This window comes from Angustibacter luteus (assembly GCF_039541115.1).
GTDB lineage: Bacteria > Actinomycetota > Actinomycetes > Actinomycetales > Angustibacteraceae > Angustibacter > Angustibacter luteus.
Genome location: NZ_BAABFP010000002.1, coordinates 1106747 through 1127734 on the forward strand (window position 1 = coordinate 1106747; position 20988 = coordinate 1127734).

20 protein-coding genes are annotated in these 20988 nt (G+C 73.1%); 10 read left to right on the forward strand and 10 right to left on the reverse strand.

Annotation, left to right across the window (positions count from 1 at the left end; genetic code table 11):
• The coding region (locus tag ABEB17_RS05405; protein WP_345715567.1) for a MarR family winged helix-turn-helix transcriptional regulator at positions 1-359 on the reverse strand (359 nt) is incomplete at its 3' end.
• A gap of 113 nt (positions 360-472) precedes the next feature.
• On the opposite strand from ABEB17_RS05405, the gene ABEB17_RS05410 reads away from it, so the two are divergent.
• A complete protein-coding gene (locus tag ABEB17_RS05410) occupies positions 473-1036 on the forward strand; it encodes a YceI family protein (protein WP_345715568.1) in 564 nt (187 codons plus the stop codon).
• 100 nt (positions 1037-1136) lie between these two features.
• Here the strand turns inward: ABEB17_RS05410 and hemB are convergent, their stop codons facing one another.
• The 9 genes from hemB to ABEB17_RS05455 all read right to left on the reverse strand — a co-directional run bounded on the left by hemB (position 1137) and on the right by ABEB17_RS05455 (position 11442).
• Positions 1137-2111: a porphobilinogen synthase gene (gene hemB, locus ABEB17_RS05415; protein WP_345715569.1), complete on the reverse strand. Its 975-nt coding sequence runs from the start codon at positions 2109-2111 to the stop codon at positions 1137-1139.
• Positions 2112-2115: 4 nt separating this feature from the next.
• Positions 2116-3759: a bifunctional uroporphyrinogen-III C-methyltransferase/uroporphyrinogen-III synthase gene (locus ABEB17_RS05420; protein ID WP_345715570.1), complete on the reverse strand. Its 1644-nt coding sequence runs from the start codon at positions 3757-3759 to the stop codon at positions 2116-2118.
• Entirely contained in the window at positions 3756-4799 is a 1044-nt protein-coding gene (gene hemC / locus ABEB17_RS05425; protein ID WP_345715571.1) for a hydroxymethylbilane synthase, read from the reverse strand. Before hemC ends, ABEB17_RS05420 begins: the two co-directional genes overlap by 4 nt.
• Positions 4796-6142: a glutamyl-tRNA reductase gene (locus tag ABEB17_RS05430; RefSeq protein ID WP_345715572.1), complete on the reverse strand. Its 1347-nt coding sequence runs from the start codon at positions 6140-6142 to the stop codon at positions 4796-4798. The genes hemC and ABEB17_RS05430 overlap by 4 nt, the downstream gene beginning before the upstream one ends.
• Positions 6139-6852, reverse strand: a complete 714-nt coding sequence (locus tag ABEB17_RS05435; RefSeq protein WP_345715573.1) for a redox-sensing transcriptional repressor Rex — start codon at positions 6850-6852, stop codon at positions 6139-6141. Before ABEB17_RS05435 ends, ABEB17_RS05430 begins: the two co-directional genes overlap by 4 nt.
• A gap of 187 nt (positions 6853-7039) precedes the next feature.
• Positions 7040-7315 (reverse strand): glutaredoxin family protein, encoded by a 276-nt coding sequence (locus ABEB17_RS05440; protein ID WP_378227040.1) that lies wholly within the window; start codon positions 7313-7315, stop codon positions 7040-7042.
• A 135-nt stretch (positions 7316-7450) separates the two neighbouring features.
• Positions 7451-10426, reverse strand: a complete 2976-nt coding sequence (locus ABEB17_RS05445) for a helix-turn-helix transcriptional regulator (RefSeq protein WP_345715576.1) — start codon at positions 10424-10426, stop codon at positions 7451-7453.
• A gap of 44 nt (positions 10427-10470) precedes the next feature.
• Positions 10471-10659: a hypothetical protein gene (locus tag ABEB17_RS05450; RefSeq protein WP_345715577.1), complete on the reverse strand. Its 189-nt coding sequence runs from the start codon at positions 10657-10659 to the stop codon at positions 10471-10473.
• A gap of 153 nt (positions 10660-10812) precedes the next feature.
• Complete coding sequence (locus ABEB17_RS05455; protein WP_345715578.1) at positions 10813-11442, reverse strand: hypothetical protein; 630 nt, start codon at positions 11440-11442, stop codon at positions 10813-10815.
• A 68-nt stretch (positions 11443-11510) separates the two neighbouring features.
• On the opposite strand from ABEB17_RS05455, the gene ABEB17_RS05460 reads away from it, so the two are divergent.
• From ABEB17_RS05460 to ABEB17_RS05500, 9 genes are all read left to right on the forward strand, one after another.
• Positions 11511-12062 carry an RNA polymerase sigma factor gene (locus ABEB17_RS05460; protein ID WP_345715579.1) on the forward strand — a complete coding sequence of 184 codons (552 nt, stop codon included), beginning with the start codon at positions 11511-11513 and terminating at the stop codon, positions 12060-12062.
• Complete coding sequence (locus tag ABEB17_RS05465; RefSeq protein WP_345715580.1) at positions 12059-12748, forward strand: hypothetical protein; 690 nt, start codon at positions 12059-12061, stop codon at positions 12746-12748. The genes ABEB17_RS05460 and ABEB17_RS05465 overlap by 4 nt, the downstream gene beginning before the upstream one ends.
• A 77-nt stretch (positions 12749-12825) precedes the next feature.
• Complete coding sequence (locus ABEB17_RS05470) at positions 12826-13629, forward strand: HAD family hydrolase (protein WP_345715581.1); 804 nt, start codon at positions 12826-12828, stop codon at positions 13627-13629.
• A gap of 12 nt (positions 13630-13641) precedes the next feature.
• Positions 13642-14334 (forward strand): sigma-70 family RNA polymerase sigma factor, encoded by a 693-nt coding sequence (locus tag ABEB17_RS05475; protein ID WP_345715582.1) that lies wholly within the window; start codon positions 13642-13644, stop codon positions 14332-14334.
• A gap of 106 nt (positions 14335-14440) precedes the next feature.
• A complete protein-coding gene (locus ABEB17_RS05480) occupies positions 14441-15646 on the forward strand; it encodes a DUF5667 domain-containing protein (protein WP_345715583.1) in 1206 nt (401 codons plus the stop codon).
• Positions 15647-15922: 276 nt separating this feature from the next.
• The gene (locus tag ABEB17_RS05485; protein WP_345715584.1) at positions 15923-18010 is read left to right on the forward strand and encodes a M4 family metallopeptidase; all 2088 of its coding nucleotides are present in this window, start codon (positions 15923-15925) and stop codon (positions 18008-18010) included.
• Between the two features lie 116 nt (positions 18011-18126).
• Positions 18127-19569: a trypsin-like peptidase domain-containing protein gene (locus ABEB17_RS05490; RefSeq protein ID WP_345715585.1), complete on the forward strand. Its 1443-nt coding sequence runs from the start codon at positions 18127-18129 to the stop codon at positions 19567-19569.
• Between the two features lie 181 nt (positions 19570-19750).
• Entirely contained in the window at positions 19751-19930 is a 180-nt protein-coding gene (locus ABEB17_RS05495) for a hypothetical protein (protein WP_345715587.1), read from the forward strand.
• Between the two features lie 57 nt (positions 19931-19987).
• Positions 19988-20986: a methyltransferase gene (locus ABEB17_RS05500; protein WP_345715588.1), complete on the forward strand. Its 999-nt coding sequence runs from the start codon at positions 19988-19990 to the stop codon at positions 20984-20986.
• The last annotated feature ends 2 nt before the right edge of the window (positions 20987-20988 follow it).

Genomic DNA, 20988 nt, shown 5'->3' on the forward strand with positions numbered 1-20988 from the left:
ACCTCGAATCCGCGGTCGGTCAGGACCGCCTCGACGCCGCGCCCGTCGCAGGTGCTGGCCCGCCGGACGACGAGGCCGTCGCGCTCCAACCGAGAGACGGTGTGGGTGAGCCGGCTGCGTGAGCTGACCACGTGCTTGGCCAGGTCCGACATGCGCAGCACCCGGCTCGGGGACTCCGACAGCCGGACGAGGATCTCGTACTCGGGGTGGCTCAGGCCGTGGCACTCCAGACCGCGGCGCAGCTCCTCGTCGAGCAGCCGGCCGGCCCGCAGGTAGGACCGCCAGGCCTGCTGCTCCTCGGCGTCCAACCATCGTGTGGTCGGCTCGGCGGCCGTGCGGGGTCCGGTGCTCGTGCTCATGATGTGATACTACCTGGTGAAAAGTTGAACTGTAAACGAAATAGATCTATGGTGGTTGAAGTTACAACCACCGCAGGACCCCACAGACATCGACAGGAAATCAGGGAGCGTCAATGACCGCCACCGCCACCACCCTCGCAGGCCTCACCACCGGCACCTGGACCATCGACTCCTCGCACACCGAGGTCGGCTTCGTCGTCCGCCACATGATGGTCAGCAAGGTCAAGGGCCGGTTCAGCAAGGTCGAGGGCACCATCACCGTCGCCGAGAACGTGCTCGAGTCGAGCGTGCAGGCCACCGTCGCCGCCGCCAGCATCGACACCCGCGACGACAACCGCGACAACCACCTGCGCTCGGCCGACTTCTTCGACGCCGAGACCTACCCCGAGCTCACCTTCGCCTCCACCGGCATCCGCGCCGACGGCGACGACTTCCTGCTGGACGGCGACCTGACCATCAAGGGCGTCACCCGTCCGGTCACCTTCGAGCTCGAGTACAACGGTGCGGCCGGCAACCCGATGGCCGGGGGCAACCCGACCGCCGGCTTCTCCGCCGAGACCGAGATCAGCCGCAAGGACTTCGGCCTGGAGTGGAACGTCGCGCTCGAGACCGGCGGCGTGCTGGTCGGCGACAAGGTCAAGCTCGTCCTCGAGGTCGAGGCCGGCAAGTCCGCCTGACCCACCCGCACGTTTCCGCCACTCAGGCCGGTTTTCCTCACGGGAAACCGGCCTGAGTCGCGGAAAGCGGACTGAGTGGCGGAAGCGGGGGGGTGGGCGGTCAGCGGAGGGTGCGCGCGACCTCGGCAGCCCAGTAGGTCAGCACGATCTGCGCCCCGGCCCGCTTGATCCCCACGAGCGACTCCATGATCGCCCGCTCGCGGTCGATCATCCCCGCAGCGGCAGCCGCCTCGACCATCGCGTACTCGCCGCTCACCTGGTACGCCGCGACCGGGACGTCGGACACCTCGGCCACCGCCCGCACCACGTCCAGGTACGGCATGGCCGGCTTCACCATCACCAGGTCGGCGCCCTCCTCGAGGTCGAGCCGCACCTCGCGCAGCGCCTCCGTGGCGTTCGCCGGGTCCTGCTGGTAGCTCATCCGGTCGCCGGTCAGCGTCGACTCGACGGCCTCGCGGAACGGCCCGAAGAACGCGGACGCGTACTTGGCCGCGTACGCCAGCACGAGGACGTCGTCCCGGCCCGCCGCGTCGAGCGCGGCCCGGACGTACCCGACCTGGCCGTCCATCATCCCGGAGAGCCCCACGACGTGGGCGCCCGCGTCGGCCTGGGCGAGCGCCATCGAGGCGTACCGCGCGAGCGTGGCGTCGTTGTCGACGGACCCGTCCACCGCCAGCACCCCGCAGTGCCCGTGGTCGGTGAACTCGTCCAGGCACAGGTCAGCCATCACGACCGTGTCGTCGCCGACCTCCTCGCGCACCGCCCGCAGCGCGACGTTCAGGATGCCGTCGGGGTCGTCGGCGCCGGAGCCGACCGCGTCCCGCGCCGCCGGGACACCGAACAGCATGATCCCGCCCAGCCCGAGCTCGACGACCTCACGGGCCGTCTTGCGCAGCGACTCCAGCGAGTGCTGGACGACGCCCGGCATCGAGGTCAGCGGGACCGGCTCGGTGGCGCCCTCACGGACGAACACCGGCAGCACCAGGTCCGCCGGGTGCAGCCGGGTCTCGGCCACCAGCCGCCGCACCGACGGCGTGGAACGCAGTCGGCGCGGCCGCTGGGCCGGGTATCCCATCAGCTCAGCGCGCCTTGCGGCGGGCCGAGTTCTTCCGCTCGCTCGGGCGCACCACCGGCTCGCCCGCCTCGAGGGCCGAGAGCCGCAGCGCCGCGCCGTACTCGGCGAGCGCCTCGACGAGCGCACCCGAGCTGGCCTCCGGCGCCAGGACGTCGACCCGCAGGCCGTGCTCCTCGGCGGTCTTCGCCGTCGCCGGGCCGATGCACGCCACCACGGTCGACGCGTGCGGCTTGCCGGCGATGCCGACCAGGTTGCGCACGGTCGAGGACGAGGTGAACACGACCGCGTCGAAGGTGCCGGACTTGATCGCCTCGCGGACCGGCGCGGCCGGCGGAGCGGCGCGCACCGTGCGGTAGGCGGTGACGTCGTCCACCTCCCAGCCGATCTCGTGCAGGCCGGCCACCAGGGTGTCCGTGGCGATGTCGGCGCGCGGCAGGAACACCCGGTTGATGGGGTCCAGCACGTCGTCGAACGGCGGCCAGTCCTCGAGCAGGCCGTGCGCGGACTGCTCGCCGCTGGGCACCAGGTCGGGCTCGATGCCCCACTCCTGGAGCGCGCGGGCGGTGACGCCGCCGACGGCGGCGACCTTCAGGCCGGAGAAGGCGCGGGCGTCGAGCCCGAACTCCTCGAACTTCTCGCGGACGGCGCGCACCGCGTTGACGCTGGTGAAGCCGACCCACTCGTAGCGGCCGGTGACCAGGCCCTTGATCGCCCGCTCCATCTGCTGCGGGGTGCGCGGCGGCTCGACCGAGATGGTCGGCACGACCTCGCTGACCGCACCGAACTCGGCGAGCCGGTCCGTGGTGGCGTGCGCCTGGTCCTTGGTGCGCGGCACCAGGACGCGCCAGCCGAACAGCGGCTTGGTCTCGTACCAGGACAGCTCGTCGCGCAGCGCCACCGGCGCCCCGACGACGGCCAGCACGGGACGCTCCAGGCCGGCGCCGGCGACCGTCGCCGAGGCGTCGGCCAGCGTCGCGGTCAACGTGCGCTGCTCGGTCGACGTCCCGCGGCTGGTCACCGCGACGGGCGTCGTCTCGGCCCGTCCGGCGGCCAGCAGGTCGGCCAGCGCGGCCGTCACGACGGGCGGCTCGCCCATGATCACGACGGTGACGTCGTCCCCGGTCGAGCGGGACCAGTCGACCTTGGTGTCGTGCGGGGTGATGACGTGGACGGCGCGGCTGGCCTTGGTGGTCAGCGGTACGCCCGCGTACGCCGGCACCGCGCTGACTGCCGAGACACCGGGCACGACCTCGAACGGCACGCTGGCCTTGCGGCAGGCCAGGGCCTCCTCGGCCAGGCCGTTGAACGTCGACGGGTCGCCGTCCATGAGCCGCACGACACGCCGGCCGCCCTTGGCGGACCGGGTGACGAGCTTGGCCCGGTTGGCCTGGGTGAGCGGGGCGCCGTCGACACCGAACGCGGCGTCGACGTACTCGACGTCGGGCCGGGCCCAGCGGGCGACGTCGTCCTCGCGCAGGAGCTGGTCGAGGACGACGACGTCGGCCGCGGCGATCAGGTCCACGGCACGCAGGGTCAGCAGGCCGGGGTCACCGGGCCCGGTGCCGACGAAGGCGACCGTTCCCGTGGACCTGGCTGGCGCGTTGCCCTGAGCGTCGGTGGTGCTGCGGGCGGGGGGCGTGGGGGTCACGAGACACGCTCCGTTGAGTGCTGGTGGTTGGACAGGTCGGACGTGCTGGGGTCGTGCGCGGTGGAGCCTGGGTCGGGTTGAGGGGGGTGGTGCGTGACGAGGTCGGCGGCGCCGTCCTCGAGCAGCTCCGCGGCCAGCGTGCGGCCGAGCTCGACCGGCTGGTCGAAGGGTCCGGAAGCGCTGCGGCGCAGCAGGTCCGAGCCGTCCGGCGCGGCGACGACCGCGCGCAGGAACAGCTCCAGGACGACGTGGCCGTCGGCGTCCAGCGACTCGACGACCTCGGCCAGCGCCCCGACCGGCGCCGTGCAGCCGGCCTCCAGGGCGGCGAGCAGCGCCCGTTCGGCGGTGACCGCGGCCCGGGTGTCGGGGTCGTCCAGCGCGGCGAGCGCCGCCACCAGGTGGGTGTCGTCGGCGCGGCACTCGACCGCGAGCGCGCCCTGGCCGGCTGCGGGCAGCACCTGCAGGGGGTCGAGCACCTCGGTGGCCTCGTCAGCGCGATCGAGCCGGATGAGGCCGGCGCGAGCCAGCAGGACGCCGTCCAGCACGCCGTCGTGGACGAACCCGATCCGGGTGTCCACGTTGCCGCGCACGGGTTCCAGCTCGAGGCCCAGGCCGAGCGCGAGCACCTGGGCGGCCCGGCGCGGCGAGCCGGTGCCGAGCCGTGAGCCGGCCGGCAGCTCGCCGAGCGTGAGCCCGTCGCGCGCCACCAGGACGTCGCGGGCGTCCGAGCGCACGGGGACCGCGGCGATGGTCAGGCCCGGCTCGGGCGTGGTGGGCAGGTCCTTGAGCGAGTGGACGGCGAGGTCGACCTCACCGGCCAGCAGCGCGGCCCGCAGTGCGGCGGCGAAGACCCCGGTGCCGCCGATCTGGGTGAGGTGCTCGCGGCTCACATCGCCCTCGGTGGTCACCTCGACGAGCTCGACCGCGCTGCCGGTGGCGGCGGTGATCGCCGCGGCGACCTGGCCGCTCTGGGCCATCGCGAGCGGGCTGCGTCGGGTGCCGAGGCGCAGCGCCTGGGGGGAAGGGGTGGCAGCGGTCATCGCGGACCACCCCCGGTGAGCAGGGCGGCGACGTCGCTCTCGGACGGCACCTCGGAGACGGCGCTGACCTCTTCGGGGTCCAGGTCGAAGAGCTCGCGCAGCGCCGCGGCGTAGGACCCGCCGTCGTGCCGGCTGGCCAGCTCCTTCACCCGCACGGTCGGCGCGTGCAGCAGCTTCTCGACGACGCGGTGCACGGTCTGCTCGAGCTCGTCGCGCACGGCCGGGTCGATCTCGCGGACCCGGTTGCCCAGGCGGGCCAGCTCGGCGTCCACGACCTCGGCGGCCCGCGCGCGCAGCGCCACCACGGTCGGCGCCACGGCCTGCACCCGCACCGAGGTCAGGTAGTCCTCGACCTCACCGTCGACGAGCCGGCGGACCTGGTCGACGTCCTCGCCCAGCTCGGCGGCGGACAGGTCCTGGCCGAGCACCTCGAGGTCCGCCACGTGCACGCCCCGCAGCTCGGCGACCAGCGGGTCGACGTCGCGCGGCAGCCCCAGGTCGACGTACAGCTGCGGGCGGTCCGGCCGGAGCGCGGCCCGCTGCTCGGCGGCGGCGCGGGCGGTGTCGACGTCCACGACGTGCCCGACGGCGCCGGTGCACGAGATGACCAGGTCGGCCCGGGCGAGCTCGGCGGCCAGGTCGGGGAGCGCGACCCAGCGACCGCCGACGGCGGCCGCGACGCGCTCGGCGTGCTCGGGCGTGCGGTTCGCCACCGTGATCGAGCCGGCGGCCTCGCGGTACACGGTGGTGGCAGCCAGGGCGCTCATCGACCCGGCGCCGACGACCAGCACGTCCAGCTCGGTCAGCGGGCCGACGACCTGCTCGGCGCGACGTAGCCCGGCGCCGACCAGTGAGGCGCCCGCGCGGTCGATCCCGGTCTCGGCGTGCGCCCGCTTGCCGACCCGCAGCGCCTGCTGCATCAGGGGTTCGAGCACCCGGCCGGTGTCGCCGGCCTCGTGCGCGCTGCGCAGCGCCTGGCGCAGCTGGCCGAGCACCTGGCTCTCGCCGACGGCCATCGAGTCCAGGCCGCAGGCCACGGAGAACAGGTGCGTGACCGCGCGGTCCGCGTAGTGCACGTAGAGGTGGTCCTTGAGCTCGTCCAGGGCCAGCCCGGTCGAGCGGCAGAGCGCGTCGCCCAGGTCGGTCAGGCCGCCGTGGAACGTGGTGACCTCGGCGTAGACCTCGACCCGGTTGCAGGTGGCCAGCACCAGCGACTCGCTGACGTGCTCGCCCCGCAGGACGACGCCGGCCAGGTCGCGGGCGGCGTCCGGGGACAGCGCGGCACGCTCCAGCAGGTCGAGCGGGGCGGTCCGGTGGGACAGGCCGATGGCGAGCAGGCTCATGCGTCCCCCCCGGCGGCCAGCGTGCGGGTGGCGAGCGACGCCGCGTCGAGGGCGGCGCCGCTGGCCAGGGCCTTGCGCTGCTCGTGGAAGGCGAGGATCTGCAGCTCGGTGGACAGGTCGACCTTGCGCACGTCGACGTCGTCCGGGACGTTCAGCACGCACGGCGCGAAGTTCAGCACGCTGCGCACCCCGGCGGCGACCAGCCGGTCGCAGACCTGCTGGGCCGGGCCGGCCGGCGTCGCGACGACCCCGATCGAGATCGGACGCCGGGCGCTGACCTCCTCGAGGTCGTCCAGCGGCAGCACGGGCAGACCGGCGACCGTCTCACCCACGACCCGCGGGTCGGTGTCGAACAGCGCCACGACCTCGAAGCCGCGGGTGGCGAAGCCGGCGTAGCCGGCCAGCGCGTGACCCAGGTTGCCGATGCCGACGATGGCCACGGGCCAGTCCTGGGTGAGGCCGAGCTCGCGGGAGATCTGGTAGACGAGGTAGTCGACGTCGTAGCCGACGCCGCGCACCCCGTAGGAACCGAGGTGGGACAGGTCCTTGCGCAGCTTGGCGGAGTTGACTCCGGCTGCGACGGCGAGCTCCTCGGAGGACACGGTGGTGGTGTCGCGCTCCGCGAGGGCGCCGAGCGCGCGAAGGTACACGGGAAGCCGGGCAACGGTCGCCTCTGGGATGCCCCGGCGCGAGACCTGCTCGTCCTTCACTGCGCCACTGCCTTCACCGCGCTGTCGCTACTCCTCGCTCACGGCAGACCCCGCCGATGCCACTAGCAGACGGTCCGCACCGACGCGCTCCTGGGTGGGTCGCGTTCGGCGAACGGCTACACGATAAGCACTTGTGAAGGTGTGCACAAAGTTGCGAGATCGCAACCGGACCGCTAAGTGACCCGGGTCACCCGCGTCGGGGCCGGAAGACGCCCAGCCGGCGGCCCTGCAACGCGTCCCGCAGGCGGCGCTCGTCGACCCGGTAGAAGTCGTGCTGGGAGCCGTCGACCAGCACGACCGGCACCATCTCTCCGTACTGGCGCAACAGGTCGGGGTCGTCGTCCACGTCGAGCTCGACCCAGCCGGCCCCGGTGTCCTCGGCGACCCGGCGGACCACCTCGCGGGCGTCGTCGCACAGGTGGCAGCCGTCCCGGCCGACCAACGTGATCCGCGGCTCACCCACGCAGCCACCGTAACCCGCCCCTCCCGCGGTGATCATGCACGTTCGCCCACGGCTCCCCCTGCGGGCCGGGGCGAACGTGCATGATCACCGCGGAGGTGGGGGGCGGGCCGGGGCGAACGTGCATGATCACGGCGGTCAGTCGAGCAGACCGCGGCGCCGGGCCAGCGCCGCCGCCTCGGTGCGGCCGCTGGCGCCGAGCTTGGCCAGGATGTTGGACACGTGCACGCTCACCGTCTTCGTGCTGATGAACAGCTGCTGCCCGATCTCACCGTTGCTCCGCCCCTGACCGACCAGCTCGAGCACCTCGCGCTCGCGCCCAGTCAGCGCGGTCGGCTGACCGTCGTCGGCGGCCGCCGCCGCGGCGCGCGCCCGGCTGCCAGGCCCGACCCGGCGCAGCTCGGCCAGCAGCGGCTGGGCGCCGAGTCGCAGGGCCGTGGCCCGCGCGGCCACCAGCAGCGGCTCCGCCTCGTCGCCACGGCCCGCGGCCCGCAGCACCGCAGCGAGCCGGGCCTGGCTGCGCGCGGTCTCGAAGGCGTGGCCGAACGTCTCGAAGGCCTGAACCGCCGCGCTCCACAGCCGCACCAGCTCGTCCGCCTCGGGGGCGTCGACGCCGCTCACCCAGCGCAGCCGGGCGTGCTCGGCAGTGAGCCGGGCCACCCAGGCGGCGCCCTCGGGGCCGGGCCGCCCCTGCGGCTCCTTCGTCCACGTCGCCGACGCCAGGCCACGCGCGGCGACCTCGTCCCCCTGGCGGGCGAGGTCGGCGCGCTGGGCGGTGCCTTCGTGGGCGGCCTCGGCGGCGAGCTGCCCCAGCAGCAGCGCCGACATCCGCACCTGCGCCTGCAGGGACGAGCGCCGCCACAGGGTGGTGACCGCCGTGACGATGTCGTCGTGCACCGCGGTCGCGGCGGCCGCGTCACCCGCGTCGCCGAACCCGTCGATCATGGGACTGCAGCAGATCGCGACGACGCCCTCGCGGTCCCACCAGGGGCGCACCGCCTCGAGCAGGTCGACCGCGCGCGGGTCACCCCGGCCCACCAGCACGGCCAGGCTCTGCGCGGCGAGCAGCGCCTCGGCCGCCGCCGGCGGCGCGGCGTCCCGGACGTCGGTCAGCGTCACCGCGGCGTCCCAGTCGCCCTGGATGAAGGCGACGTTCGCGGCCTGCTGACGGGCCTCGATCGCGTACGGCGCCCACGGCCGGCCCCGGCTCCCCCCGACCGCGACCGCCTCGCCGAACGCCGCCCGAGCCGCCGGCAGGTCACCGGTCTCGAACGCGAGGGCGCCCAGACCGTAGAGGCTGCGCAGCTCGGCCGACACGTCGGCGCTCGCCCGGGCCTTGCTGGCCACCGCCTCCAGCGTCTCGCGACTGGCCTTGGCGTCGCCCGCCCGGCGATCCAGGTAGGCGCGGGTGGTCGCCGCCTCGGCCAGCACCATCGCCAGCCCCAGCTCGGTGGCCATCGCGGTGGCCTCGTTCGCCCAGCGCGCCGCCTCGTCGCGCCGGTAGACGTCCAGGTTCGCCCTCGCGTGCATGCTCATCGCCTTGGCCCGCAGCTTGGACGGCGGCTCGGCCGGCACCAGCTCGAGGGTCTCGGACGTCATCGCCAGCACGTCCAGCGGCGTGTCCATGACCAGCGCGATCGACGCCATGGTGAGCAGCACCGTCGCCCGGGTGGCGGGCGGGGTGTCGTCGTCCAGCGACGCCAGCTGGTCCTCGGTCAGCGCGATCGCCCGGTGCACCCGGCCGGCCGCCATCGCGGCCTCGGCTGCGCGCAGGGACAGCAGCACCCGGTCGACGTCGGGCGCCAGCTCGCCGCCGCGGCCCTGGGCGCCGTTCGAACCGCCCAGCAGCTCGAGAGCCGTCTCGAGGTGGTGGCTCGCCTCGTCCGGGCCGCCGACGCTCATCGCCTCGTCACCGGCCTGGATGCTGGCCCGCACCGCCGTGGGCAGGTCGTGCGCGGCGCGCGCGTGCCGGGCCAGCTCGGCCGCCGTCCCGGCGACCTCCCCGGACTCCAGCGCCCGCACGTACCGCGCGTGCAACGCGACCCGCTCCCCCGGCAGCAGGTCGTCGTACACCGCCTCGGCCAGCAGCGCGTGCCGGAACGCGTAGCCGTCGCTGCCCGCCGGCACCAGCACGTTGGCGTCCACGGCCGCCCGCAGCGCGGCGTCCAGCACCGGCTCGTCCAGCCCCGCGACCTGGACGAGCAACGGGTGCGGGACCCGCCGGCCGGCGACCGCGGCGGCGCGCACGACGGCCCGGGCGTCGTCGTCCAGCCGGTCCAGCCGGACCAGCAGCAGCTCAGCGAGGTCCCACGACAGCGGGCCACCGCCGCGCTCGACGCCCGCGACCAGCTCCTCGATGAAGAAGGCGTTGCCCTCGGCCCGGCGCAGGATGGCGCGCACCTCGGCCTCGGCCAGCGGCTCGGGGTGGAGCGCCCGGACCAGCTCGCGCACCGCCCGGTCGGCCAGCGGGTCGAGCGCGACCCGCTGCACGGACGGCAGCCGCCCCCACTGGACAGCGGTGGCCCGCAGCGGGTGTCGCCGGTGCAGGTCATCCGTCCGGTAGGACGCCACGATGCCGACGGGCACCTCACGTTGGCGGGCGAACAGGAACGAGAGCATCTCGCGGGTGGACTGGTCGGCCCAGTGCACGTCCTCGACCAGCAGCAGCACCGGCTGCTGCTCGGCCAGCATCCCGAGCGCGCCGTGCACGGCCTCAAACAGGGCCGAGCGGTCCATCCGGTCGCCCGCGTCCTCACCCAGCAGGCGTCGTCCGGGCATCAGGCGGGCGATGGCGGGGAAGGCCTCGACCACCCGCTGCGCGAGCGCCGGCTGCTCGCCGGCCAGCCGCCCGAACACCTCGCTGAACGGCAGGTACGGCAGCGTGCTGTCACCGAAGTCGAGGCAGTGCCCGACAACCACCTGCCAACCCGCGTCCAGCGCGGCCGTCCGCAGCTCGCTGAGCAGCCGGGTCTTGCCGACGCCGGCGTCGCCGGACAGCAGGACGCAGGACGCCGCGGGCGGCTCGCCGCGCACGTCGACGAGCCCCACCAGCCGGTCGAGCTCATCGGCTCGACCGACCAGCGGGGCTGCGGGGTCGGACGTCGGCGCGCTCACGTCCACATCATCGTGGGCGGCACCGACAAGGGCGAACACCTTTGTCAGGCTCCGGCCGGGCGGACCCGCTGGCGCGGGGGAACGGTCACCGGGCCGACGCGCTGCGGGCCCTGCGGAGCGGGGTTGTTGACCGGGCGGCGGCGGCGCAGCCGGTTGCTGAAGTCGCTGCGGATCCGGTCGGTGTGGTAGCTGACCTCGGTGGTCACGGACTCGGTGGACAGTGCGTGGAACATGTCGACTCCTCGTGCTGATCTCTGGGATCTCTCCTCGTGATGCACCGACTCTGCGCGTCTGAGGTACCCCCGGGCATCGGGTGGACGCCCTATCTCTGGCCGCAGGACGACGACCCCACCCGCCTGAGGTAGCGGACCGGCCTGAGGTGGCGCTCAGGCGGTCGGGCGGGGCCGCACCACCAGGGACCAGCCAGCGGCCAGGCCCGCGCAGAGCAGCAGGTACCCCGGCAGCGCGGCCAACCCGTCGTCCTGCAGGTCCAGCGCGATCGCCGGCCAGAGCGCGGCCACCGCCGCGACGGCGCCGACGACCAGCCGCAGCCAACGGGGCCCCCGCCGGCCGAGCGCGAAGCCGCCCAGCAGGGCCGGTGGCAGCATGAGCATCCCCGGGCTGGCGAACATCAGCAGCGCCGGTAGGGCGAGCAGCACCCGCCAGATCCGGGCGGACCGCCGGCGCAGGACGTCGACGACCGCCAGGGAGGTGCCCGCCAGCCCCGCTACGCCGACGATGAGCAGCGTTCCGGTCCAGCTGAACTCCGGCTCGGTGCTGATGTACCGCATCCACACCCTCGCCGCGACGCCCCACCCGGCGCCCAGCACCATCCCGGCGGGGACCTCCCACCACCCCCACGGGCGGGGCCGCCCCACCGCCGCCGGTGACGTCGTCCGAACCGCTGCCTGATCGACCACGAGGACCCCCTGGGTGCTCAGCAGCGTGGGTGCCGCCGCGAGTCGGCGTGCTGCCTCGCCCAGGTAGACGGGCGCCGGGGGGCTGGCGGGTGACACCAGGACAGGACGAAGATCAGTGGGCCTCGGCTGTCACCCGTCGGGCGCCGGGGTTCGTCCTAGCAGTCATGGAGGACGTCGTCGTCGTGGAGGCGAGGGCTGCACGCGCGGACCCGGTCGAGACCGGGGACGCCCTGCTGACGCGCCTCTTTGCGGAGGAAGGGGCCACCCTCGTCCGGCTCGCCCGGTTCTTCGTCGACGACCGCGCAGCGGCCGAGGACCTGGTGCAGGAGGCGTTCATCCGGCTGTCCCGCTCGCTGCCCCGGCTGCGCCGAGCGGACAGCGCTCGCGCGTACCTGCGGGCGATCGTGCTGAACCTGGCCCGCGACCACAACCGGCGCGGGCTGATGTCGACGCGGCACCGCCCGCCTGCCGACCCGGAACCGGCCAGCGTCGAGGAGCAGGTCACCGCCCGGGACGACGCCCGCCGCGTCGTCGAAGCGCTCGGGCGGCTGCCCCGCCGGCAGCGCGACTGCCTGGTGCTGCGCTACTACCTGGAGCTCCCGGTCGCCGAGGTCGCCGCAACCCTGGGCCTGTCCGTGAACTCGGTCAAGACGCACCTCAAGCGCGGGCTGCGTGCCCTCGAGGACCGGCTGGACGAGAGGACGTCGACGCGATGAGCGACATCGAACGTCAGCTGCGCGACGCCCTCGCCGACGAGGCGGGGCAGGTGCGCCCCGCCAACGACCTGGCGGAGCGGGTGCGCGAGAGCGTCGCCGACGACCGCCGGGGCAGGACCGCGCGACACCTGCGTCGCGCACTGCTGGGGCTGGCCGCACTGGCCGGGCTCGCGGGGCTGGTGTGGGGCATGACCCGGTCAGCGGCGCCGTCGCGACCGAACGGAGGAGGAGACATGGACTGGTGGGTGCTGGAGCTGGCCACGGACGTCGCACTGGTCGCGCTCGCGCTCTGGCTCGGCCCGTTCATCAAGCGGTTCGGGCGCGCCTACGCGGCCGACGTCTTCCACGACAACCCGCTGACCGGCAAGAGCTACATCGTGCTGACCGACATCGTGTACTACCTGATCTTCAGCTCGTACATCCTGTTCACCGTGCGGTTCGAGCCGTCGCAGGACTGGAGGACGCCCGGCGGCCAGGGCGTGACCGCGGCCCAGCTGACCTGGGAGCTCGGCCGGATCGCCGGGATCCTGCTGATCATCGGGATGCTGCACGGGCTGAACATCGTGCTGATGCCCGTCCTGGGGCGGCTGTTCTCGCTGAACCGGCGACTCGCGGTGCCCACGACGGTCGCGCCGTCCGAGCGTGAGGCCATCGAGCGGGAGGTCATCGACCACGACCGGTCGTGAGGAACGCCACGCCCTCTGCACACACTCGCCACGCGACGAGCGTGTGCGCACGGCCCGACGTCGTTACCCTCGGGTACGTGGACGCCCTGGACGAGGAGCTGCGCGTGCCGCCGGATCCCGCGGTGGCCGCGTTCTTCGACGTCGACAACACGATCCTGCGCGGGGCGAGCATCTTCTACTTCGCCCGCGAGCTGTACCGCCGGGACTTCTTCACCGTCCAGGACCTCGCCCGGATGGGCTGGATGCAGGCCCGGTTCAAGGCGCTCGGCGAGAAGATGGAGCACGTCCAGCTGATCCGCGAGCGGGCACTGTCGTTCGTGGAGGGCCACTCGGTCGCCGAGATCACCTCGATCGGCGAGCACGTCTACGACGAGGTCATCGCCGACAAGATCTGGCCGGGCACGCACGCGCTGGCCCAGCTCCACCTGGACGCCGGTGAGCGGGTCTGGCTGGTCACCGCGACCCCCATCGAGATGGCGGACACGATCGCGCAGCGCCTCGGGCTGTCCGGCGCACTGGGCACCGTGGCCGAGAGCGTGGACGGCGTCTACACCGGCCGGCTGGTCGGCGAACCGCTGCACGGCCCGGCCAAGGCCGATGCGATCCGCGCCCTGGCCGAGCACGAGGGGCTGGACCTGGCCCGCTGCTACGCCTACTCCGACTCCAGCAACGACATCCCGATGCTGCAGCTGGTCGGCAAGCCCTGCGCGATCAACCCGGACGCCAGGCTGCGCGCGCACGCCAAGGCGCAGGGGTGGCGGATCCGGGACTACCGCACCGGACGCAAGGCCGCCAAGGTCGGCGTACCCGCCCTGGCCGGCGTGGGGGCCGCAGCCGGCGGGGTCGTGGCCGGCGCCGCGCTGCGCCGTCGCAACCACTAGAGCCAGGAGCACGTGACCATCACGACGTTGGCCCCTTACCGCCCCGGTGCACCAGCCGGGGTGGCGGGACTGCGCGTGCTGTGGTCGGTGGCGACGTCCGGGAGCGGCTCCTTGCGGCCGTCGGAGCCGCCCGGGCCGATCCCGGACGACGACGCCGAGCTCGAGCGGGTCCACGGCCTGGTCACGCTGGCCCAGGGCGGCGACGCCGAGGCGTTCGCGCTGCTCTACGAGCGGTACGTCGACGTCGTCTACCGTTACATCTACTACCGGGTCGGCTCGCACCACACTGCCGAGGACCTGACGTCCGAGACGTTCGTCCGGGCGCTGCGCCGGCTGGACAGCTTCACCTGGACCGGCCGGGACATCGCCGCCTGGTTCGTCACCATCGCCCGCAACATCGTCCTGGACCACGTGAAGTCCTCGCGCTACAAGCTTGAGGTCACGACGGCGGACCTGCTGGACGGCGACGAGCGTGAACCCTCCCCCGAGCAGGACGTGCTGAACCGGATGCGCGACGAGCGGCTGGTCGAGGCCATGAAGCGGCTCAAGCCCGACCAGCAGGAGTGCCTGGCGCTGCGCTTCCTGCAGGGGCTCTCGCTCGCCGAGACCGCCGAGGCCCTCGGCCGCAGCGCCGGCGCGATCAAGCAGCTGCAGCTGCGCGCCGTCCGCGCCCTGCACCGCGAGCTGGGGGGTGAGCGGCCGTGAAGCGAGCCGTGACCCCGGCCGTAACCCCGGCCGTAACCCCAGACAGGATCGGTCGTTGGACTGGGTGGGTGGCCGGGGGCAGTTCGACAGCGGGGAGGTGCCGGCCATGGCGATGACGACGCGCCGTGACGCCGAGGCCTTCGCGCGCCTGCTCGACGGTCCGCGCACCGCCGACACCGCCGACACCGCCGCGAATGCGGACGGCGGCGAGCTGGCCACCCTCGCGACCCTCGCCCGGTCGATCCCGCGACCGCAGGTCGGCCCGGACCCCGCCTTCGTCGCGCGGCTGCGCGACCAGCTGGTCACCACCGCTCACGAGCGGGCCGAGCGCCGTCCGGCGTCGGCTTCGCCCTCCAGCCGTGCGACCCCCACCGCACCGCGCACCCTCGTGGTGCGGTGGCCCAAGGGGCTCGTGCCGGTCACGCTCGCCACCGTCCTCGGCCTCGTCGTCCTGGTCGCGGGACTGGCCAGCCGGGCGCTGCCGGGCGACCGGCTCTACGACGTCAAGCTGGGCATCGGCCAGGCCCAGGTGCGCATGGCGGGCAGCGACCTGGCCCGCGGCAAGGCCCTGCTGCGCCAGGTCGACCACCGGCTCGACGAGGTGGACTCGCTGGTCGCCGCTGGCGACCCGAGCTCGGCCGACGTGAACGTGGCCCTCAACCAGGCCGCGGTGGACCTGGCCCGCGCCCAGCGCGTGCTGCTGTCCAGCGCGAACGGCCACCCGGACCCCGACGCGCTCCAGTCCCTGGCGGACGCCACGGCACAGGCGTCGGGCCGCCTGCGGGCGCTCGCCCCGCTGGTGCCGACCGCCTCCGGACCCGCGCTGCACCGCCTGCAGGACCTGCTGGCCGTCGGCAACGCCGCCCTGCAGCGCGAGGCGCAGGCCTGCGGCAGTGCCTGTGACGACGTCCGGCGGCAGATCGAGGCGATCGCCGGGACGACGTCCGGCACGCCGCCCGCGGGCAGTGGATCCGGTTCAGGTGACGGGGCGACCAACCCGGCCACGCAGGGTTCGAAGCCCTCGTCGCGGCCGGGCGTCAGCGTACCCACGGTCGCGCCGTCCGCACCGGCCGGCGGCGGTGGCGGTGCGGGTGGCTCGCAGCCCGGCGCCTCGGCCCCGGGGGTGACGGCGTCGGTGCCCGGCGTGGGCGTGACCGTGCCCGGGGTGAGCGTGACGACCGCCCCCGACGGCCGCCCGTCGGTCAGCGTGCCGCCCGTCGTGGTGACGCTCGGCCCGGTCACGGCCAGCGTGTCGACGTCCGGCTGCGTGATCGGCCTCGGCGGCCTGTGCGTGGGCCTGCCCACGGAGTAGCCGGCCTGGCCACGTTCATCCCGCCAGGGCCATTTCTTGGTCAAGGGTTGGTCAAAACACCGATACCGCACGATAACGGACACTTGTCAAGGCTTGTCCTGCTCGGCACACCCCACCAGAGTCTGCCCGTCCACCCTCGGGTCGCTCCCGCCGCACGACCGTCTGCTGCGCCTGCGCGCCTGGGTCTGGGCTCCGTACGTCCGACGAGGGACGGCACCCACGCCGTCTCGATCTGACAGGAGTGCTGAGTTGAACAGGAAGACCACGATCGCAGCGATGGCGGCCCTGGCCACCGCTGGTGTCGCGGCTGTGCCGATCGGCGCAACCGCGGCAACGCAGGCCGGCGAACCCGGCCCCGCGACGTCCCGCAGTGCCCTCATCGCCGGCCAGCAGTCGGCCGCCGCGTCCACGGCCAAGACCCTCGGCCTCGCCTCCGGCGAGCAGCTGCAGGTGAAGGACGTCATCCGGGACGCCAACGGCGCGACCCACGTCCGCTACAACCGCACCTACGACGGCCTGCGCGTCGTCGGCGGTGACCTCGTCGTGCACGAGGCGCCGTCCGGCACCGTGACCAGCGTCGACAAGGCCGGCTCCGGCAAGGTCGCCGTCGCCTCGACCACGCCGTCGGTGTCCGCGACCTCGGCGAAGAGCACCGGTCAGTCGCTCGCCAAGGCCAGCAAGGAGAAGTCGACGTCCGAGCTCGTCGTGTACGCGGCCGGCGCCAGCCCCCGGCTCGCCTACGACGTCGTCACCACCGGCATCAAGGCCGACCAGACGCCGACCCGCCTGCACACCATCGTGGACGCCGAGACCGGCGCGACCCTGACGTCGTACGACGACATCCGCAACGCCTCGGGCACCGGCAAGACCCTGTACTCCGGCAACGTCACGATCACCACGAGCGGCAGCGGCAGCAGCTACACGATGACCGACACGGCGCACGGCAACGGCACCACCACCGACCTCAAGGGTGCGACGTCCGGCAACGGCACGCTGTTCACCGACGCGGACAACGTGTGGGGCAACAACGCCACCAGCGACCGGGCCTCGGCCGCCGCCGACGCGCACTACGGCGCCGCCGCCACCTGGGACTTCTACAAGAACGTGATGGGCCGCAACGGCATCTTCAACAACGGCACCGGCGTGCGCTCGCGCGTGCACTACGGCAACGCCTACGTGAACGCGTTCTGGGACGGCTCGCAGATGACCTACGGCGACGGCTCGGGCAACGCCCGCCCCCTGGTCGAGATCGACGTGGCCGCGCACGAGATGAGCCACGGCGTCACCGAGAACACCGCGGGCCTCGCCTACACCGGTGACGCGGGCGGCCTCAACGAGGCGACGTCCGACATCTTCGGCACCTCGGTGGAGTTCTACGAGAACAACGCCTCGGACGTCGGCGACTACCTCATCGGCGAGAAGATCAACATCAACGGCAACAACACGCCGCTGCGCTACCAGGACAAGCCGTCCCGCGACGGGACGAGCCCGGACTGCTGGTCGACCAACACCAAGAACCTCGACCCGCACTACTCCTCCGGGGTCGGCAACCACTGGTTCTACCTGGCCAGCGAGGGCTCGGGCGCCAAGACCATCAACGGCGTCTCGTACAACAGCCCGACCTGCAACAGCTCGACCGTGACCGGCATCGGCCGGGACGCCGCGTCCAAGATCTGGTACCGGGCGCTGTCGACGTACATGGTCTCGTCCGAGACGTACCCGCAGGCGCGCAACAGCACCATCAAGGCGGCCATCGACCTGTACGGCGCCTCGAGCAGCCAGTGCGCCGGTGTGGCGGCGGCCTGGTCGGCGCTGTCCGTGGCGGCCGGCTCGGCCACCTGCTCCACCACCACGCCCACCGGCACCCCGACGTCCACCCCGACGGGGACGCCGACCACCACCCCGCCGACGGGCACGAACCTGCTGCTCAACCCCGGCTTCGAGTCCGGTGCGGTGAACTGGACCGGCACGTCCGGCCCGGTCACCAACAACACCGGCCGCCCGGCCCGCACCGGCTCCTGGAAGCTCTGGATCGGTGGCAACGGCTCCGCCGGGACCGAGACCGTCGGCCAGTCGGTCGCCGTCCCCTCGACCGGGAACCCGACGCTCACCTTCTGGTTGCGGTCGGACACCGCCGAGACCGGCTCCACGGTCTACGACTCGATGAAGGCCCAGGTCGTCTCCGGTTCAACCACCACCACCCTGGCGACCTACACGAACGTGGGCACCAACGCCACGTACACCCAGAAGTCCTTCGACCTGTCCTCCTTCAAGGGCAAGACGGTCACCATCCGGTTCACCGGGACCGAGGACTCCTACCTGCAGACCAGCTGGGTCATCGACGACACGTCCCTGACCAGCTGAGCCGCACTCCTCGGCGCTGATCACGGTCAGCGTCAACGCTCGGCCCGGCTACCTCCCCGGTAGCCGGGCCGAGTCGTCCCCGCACCTGTCCTGCCCGCCTGATGGAGGCCCACACCATGCGCCAGCTCACCCTGCCCGCGGCGACCCCGCGGCGTCTCGCCCTGATCGCCGCCCCAGCGCTCGCCCTGGCCGCCGCGCTCTCGGCGGCCCTCCCCGCGTCCGCCACCACGGACGGCGTCGCGGCTGCCCCGGCCGCCGCCACGGTCGCCGCCGCACCGAACGGCTACGCCAGCACCATCGCCCTGAACAACTGCTCGGGCGCACTCGTCCGCTACCCCACGTCCGTGAGCACCGACCGCGCGATGCTGCTCACCAACGGCCACTGCTACGAGGGCGGCATGCCCGGCGCCGGGCAGGTGCTGGTCAACAAGTCGAGCACCCGCAGCGGCACCCTGCTCAGCTCCAGCGGGTCCAGCCTCGGCACCGTGCGCGCGGACCAGCTGCTCTACGCCACGATGACCGGCACCGACGTCGCGCTCTACCGGCTCAACGAGACCTTCGCGTCGATCACCTCGAAGTACAGCGCCACGGCACTGACCATCCAGGCGGCCCACCCGAGCGACCGGTCGAACATCGTCATCCCGTCGTCGTACTGGAAGCAGACCTGGAACTGCTCGATCAACGGCTTCGTGCCGACCCTGCGCGAGGACGCCTGGACCTGGCAGGACGCCATCCGCTACAACACCGGCTGCAGCACCACGCACGGGACGTCGGGCTCGCCGATCCTCGACGCGACCAGCGGCAACGTCGTCGGGATCAACAACACCGGCAACGACGACGGGGCGATGTGCACGCTCAACAACCCCTGCGAGGTGGACGCCAACGGGAACACCAAGGCGACCAAGGGCCAGAGCTACGGCGAGCAGACCTCCTGGTTCACCACGTGCCTGACGTCGTCCAACGCCATCGACCTGACCAAGGCCGGCTGCCTGCTGACCAAGCCCGCGGGCACACCGACCCAGACCCCGACGTCCACCCCGACGTCCACCCCGACGTCCACGCCGACGGGGACGCCGACGGGGACGCCGACGACCACCCCGCCAACGGGCACGAACCTGCTGCTCAACCCCGGCTTCGAGTCGGGTGCGGTGAACTGGACCGGCACGTCCGGCCCGGTCACCAACAACACCGGCCGCCCGGCCCGGACGGGTTCGTGGAAGCTCTGGCTGGGGGGCAACGGCTCCGCCGGGACCGAGACCGTCGGCCAGCAGGTCGCCGTCCCCTCGACCGGGAACCCGACGCTCACCTTCTGGTTGCGCTCGGACACCGCCGAGACCGGCTCCACGGTCTACGACTCGATGAAGGCCCAGGTCGTCTCCGGCTCCACCACCACCACCCTGGCCACGTACTCCAACGTCGGGACCAGCACGACGTACGCCCAGAAGTCCTTCGACCTGTCCTCCTTCAAGGGCAAGACGGTCACCATCCGGTTCACCGGGACCGAGGACTCCTACCTGCAGACCAGCTGGGTCATCGACGACACGTCCCTGACCAGCTGAGGGCGCCGAGGTCTACGTCCGCTTCTCGAGGCGAAGAACCCTCGAGAAGCGGACGTAGACCCACGTAACGTGATCAACGCACGGGGACGGGCGCGCAGCGGACAGCGCGCCGACCACGCGCAGCCGGGATCGGGGTCTACCGTTTGCTCGGGATCGCAGCACCGAACGGGGAGGCACCACGTTGAGCGAGGGCGACCGGCGGACGATCGAGCAGCTGAGCAGTGAACGCAACCAGGTGCGCTGGGCGCTCGAGGCGACCAGGCAGACCATCACCTCGGTCCTGGCACTGCCCGAGAACCAGGTGGGGGAGCAGGCGCGGGCCCTGCTGCAGACCCAGCTGGACGACCTGAACCGGCTCTAGCCCGATCCGCGCAACGGAGTCATGGTCACTCCTGGCGTCCGGGTGGATGATCGGCGCATGACCTCCACCGATGAGCTCCGCGCGATGGTCTCCGGGGTACGGGTCTCGGCCGCGCTGTGCGTCGCGGCCGAGCTCGGTCTGTCCGACCTGCTCGTCACCGGTCCGCGCACGGTCGCCGACCTGGCCGCCGCGTCCCGCTCGGACGAGCGGACCCTGCGCCGCCTGCTGCGGGCGCTGGCCACGGTCGGCGTCTACGTCGAGCGGCCCGACGGCATGTTCGCCGGCACCGAGCTGTCCGACGGTCTGCGTTCGGACGTCCCCGGCAGCGTGCGGGCGATGGCTCGCACCACGGCCGACCCGGCAGTCTGGGCGGCGTGGGGACACCTGCTGCACAGCGTGCGAACGGGGCGGAACGCGTTCGAGGAGCTGCACGGGGTCGACGTGTGGACGCACCGCCGCGAGAACCCGCAGTGGAACGCCATCTTCAACGAGAACATGACCGTGCTGAGCTCACTGGTCGCCGACCGGGTGGCGTCCGCGTACGACTTCAGCGGGTGCACGAGCGTGGTCGACGTCGGCGGCGGGCAGGGGGTCATGCTCGAGGCGGTGCTCACCCGGCACCCGCACCTGACGGGCACCGTGTTCGACCGGGCGCACGTCGTCGCCTCGGCGCCCAGCCAGCCGGCACCCGCGGTCGCCGGCCGGTGGTCGCTGGTCTCGGGCAGCTTCTTCGACGCCGTCCCCCCGGCCGACGCCTACCTGCTGAAGTCGGTGCTGCACGACTGGCCGGACGACGCCTGCGTCGCCATCCTGCGCACCTGCGCCGAAGGGCTCAGCGAGGACGGCGTGGTGCTCGTCGTGGAACGGGTGCTCGGCCGGACGGGCCGCGAGGTCGAGGGGGCCTTCTCCGACCTGAACATGCTGGTGCTGCCGGGCGGCCAGGAACGCACCGAGTCCGAGTACGCCGCGCTGTTCGCCGCCGCGGGACTCACGCTCGTGCAGGTCATCGACACCGGGAGCGCGTTCCCGATCCTCGAGGCCCGCCGCGCTGGCTGACA

Excerpts from the sequence above, each read along its gene's own strand:
- ABEB17_RS05500 (WP_345715588.1), top strand. The coding sequence starts at position 19,988 with ATGACCTCCACCGATGAGCTCCGCGCGATGGTCTCCGGGGTACGGGTC.
- ABEB17_RS05450 (WP_345715577.1), bottom strand. The coding sequence starts at position 10,659 with ATGTTCCACGCACTGTCCACCGAGTCCGTGACCACCGAGGTCAGCTAC.
- ABEB17_RS05430 (WP_345715572.1), bottom strand. The coding sequence starts at position 6,142 with ATGAGCCTGCTCGCCATCGGCCTGTCCCACCGGACCGCCCCGCTCGAC.
- ABEB17_RS05490 (WP_345715585.1), top strand. The coding sequence starts at position 18,127 with ATGCGCCAGCTCACCCTGCCCGCGGCGACCCCGCGGCGTCTCGCCCTG.
- ABEB17_RS05410 (WP_345715568.1), top strand. The coding sequence starts at position 473 with ATGACCGCCACCGCCACCACCCTCGCAGGCCTCACCACCGGCACCTGG.
- ABEB17_RS05480 (WP_345715583.1), top strand. The coding sequence starts at position 14,441 with ATGGCGATGACGACGCGCCGTGACGCCGAGGCCTTCGCGCGCCTGCTC.
- hemC (WP_345715571.1), bottom strand. The coding sequence starts at position 4,799 with ATGACCGCTGCCACCCCTTCCCCCCAGGCGCTGCGCCTCGGCACCCGA.
- ABEB17_RS05465 (WP_345715580.1), top strand. The coding sequence starts at position 12,059 with ATGAGCGACATCGAACGTCAGCTGCGCGACGCCCTCGCCGACGAGGCG.
- ABEB17_RS05460 (WP_345715579.1), top strand. The coding sequence starts at position 11,511 with ATGGAGGACGTCGTCGTCGTGGAGGCGAGGGCTGCACGCGCGGACCCG.
- hemB (WP_345715569.1), bottom strand. The coding sequence starts at position 2,111 with ATGGGATACCCGGCCCAGCGGCCGCGCCGACTGCGTTCCACGCCGTCG.
- ABEB17_RS05485 (WP_345715584.1), top strand. The coding sequence starts at position 15,923 with ATGGCGGCCCTGGCCACCGCTGGTGTCGCGGCTGTGCCGATCGGCGCA.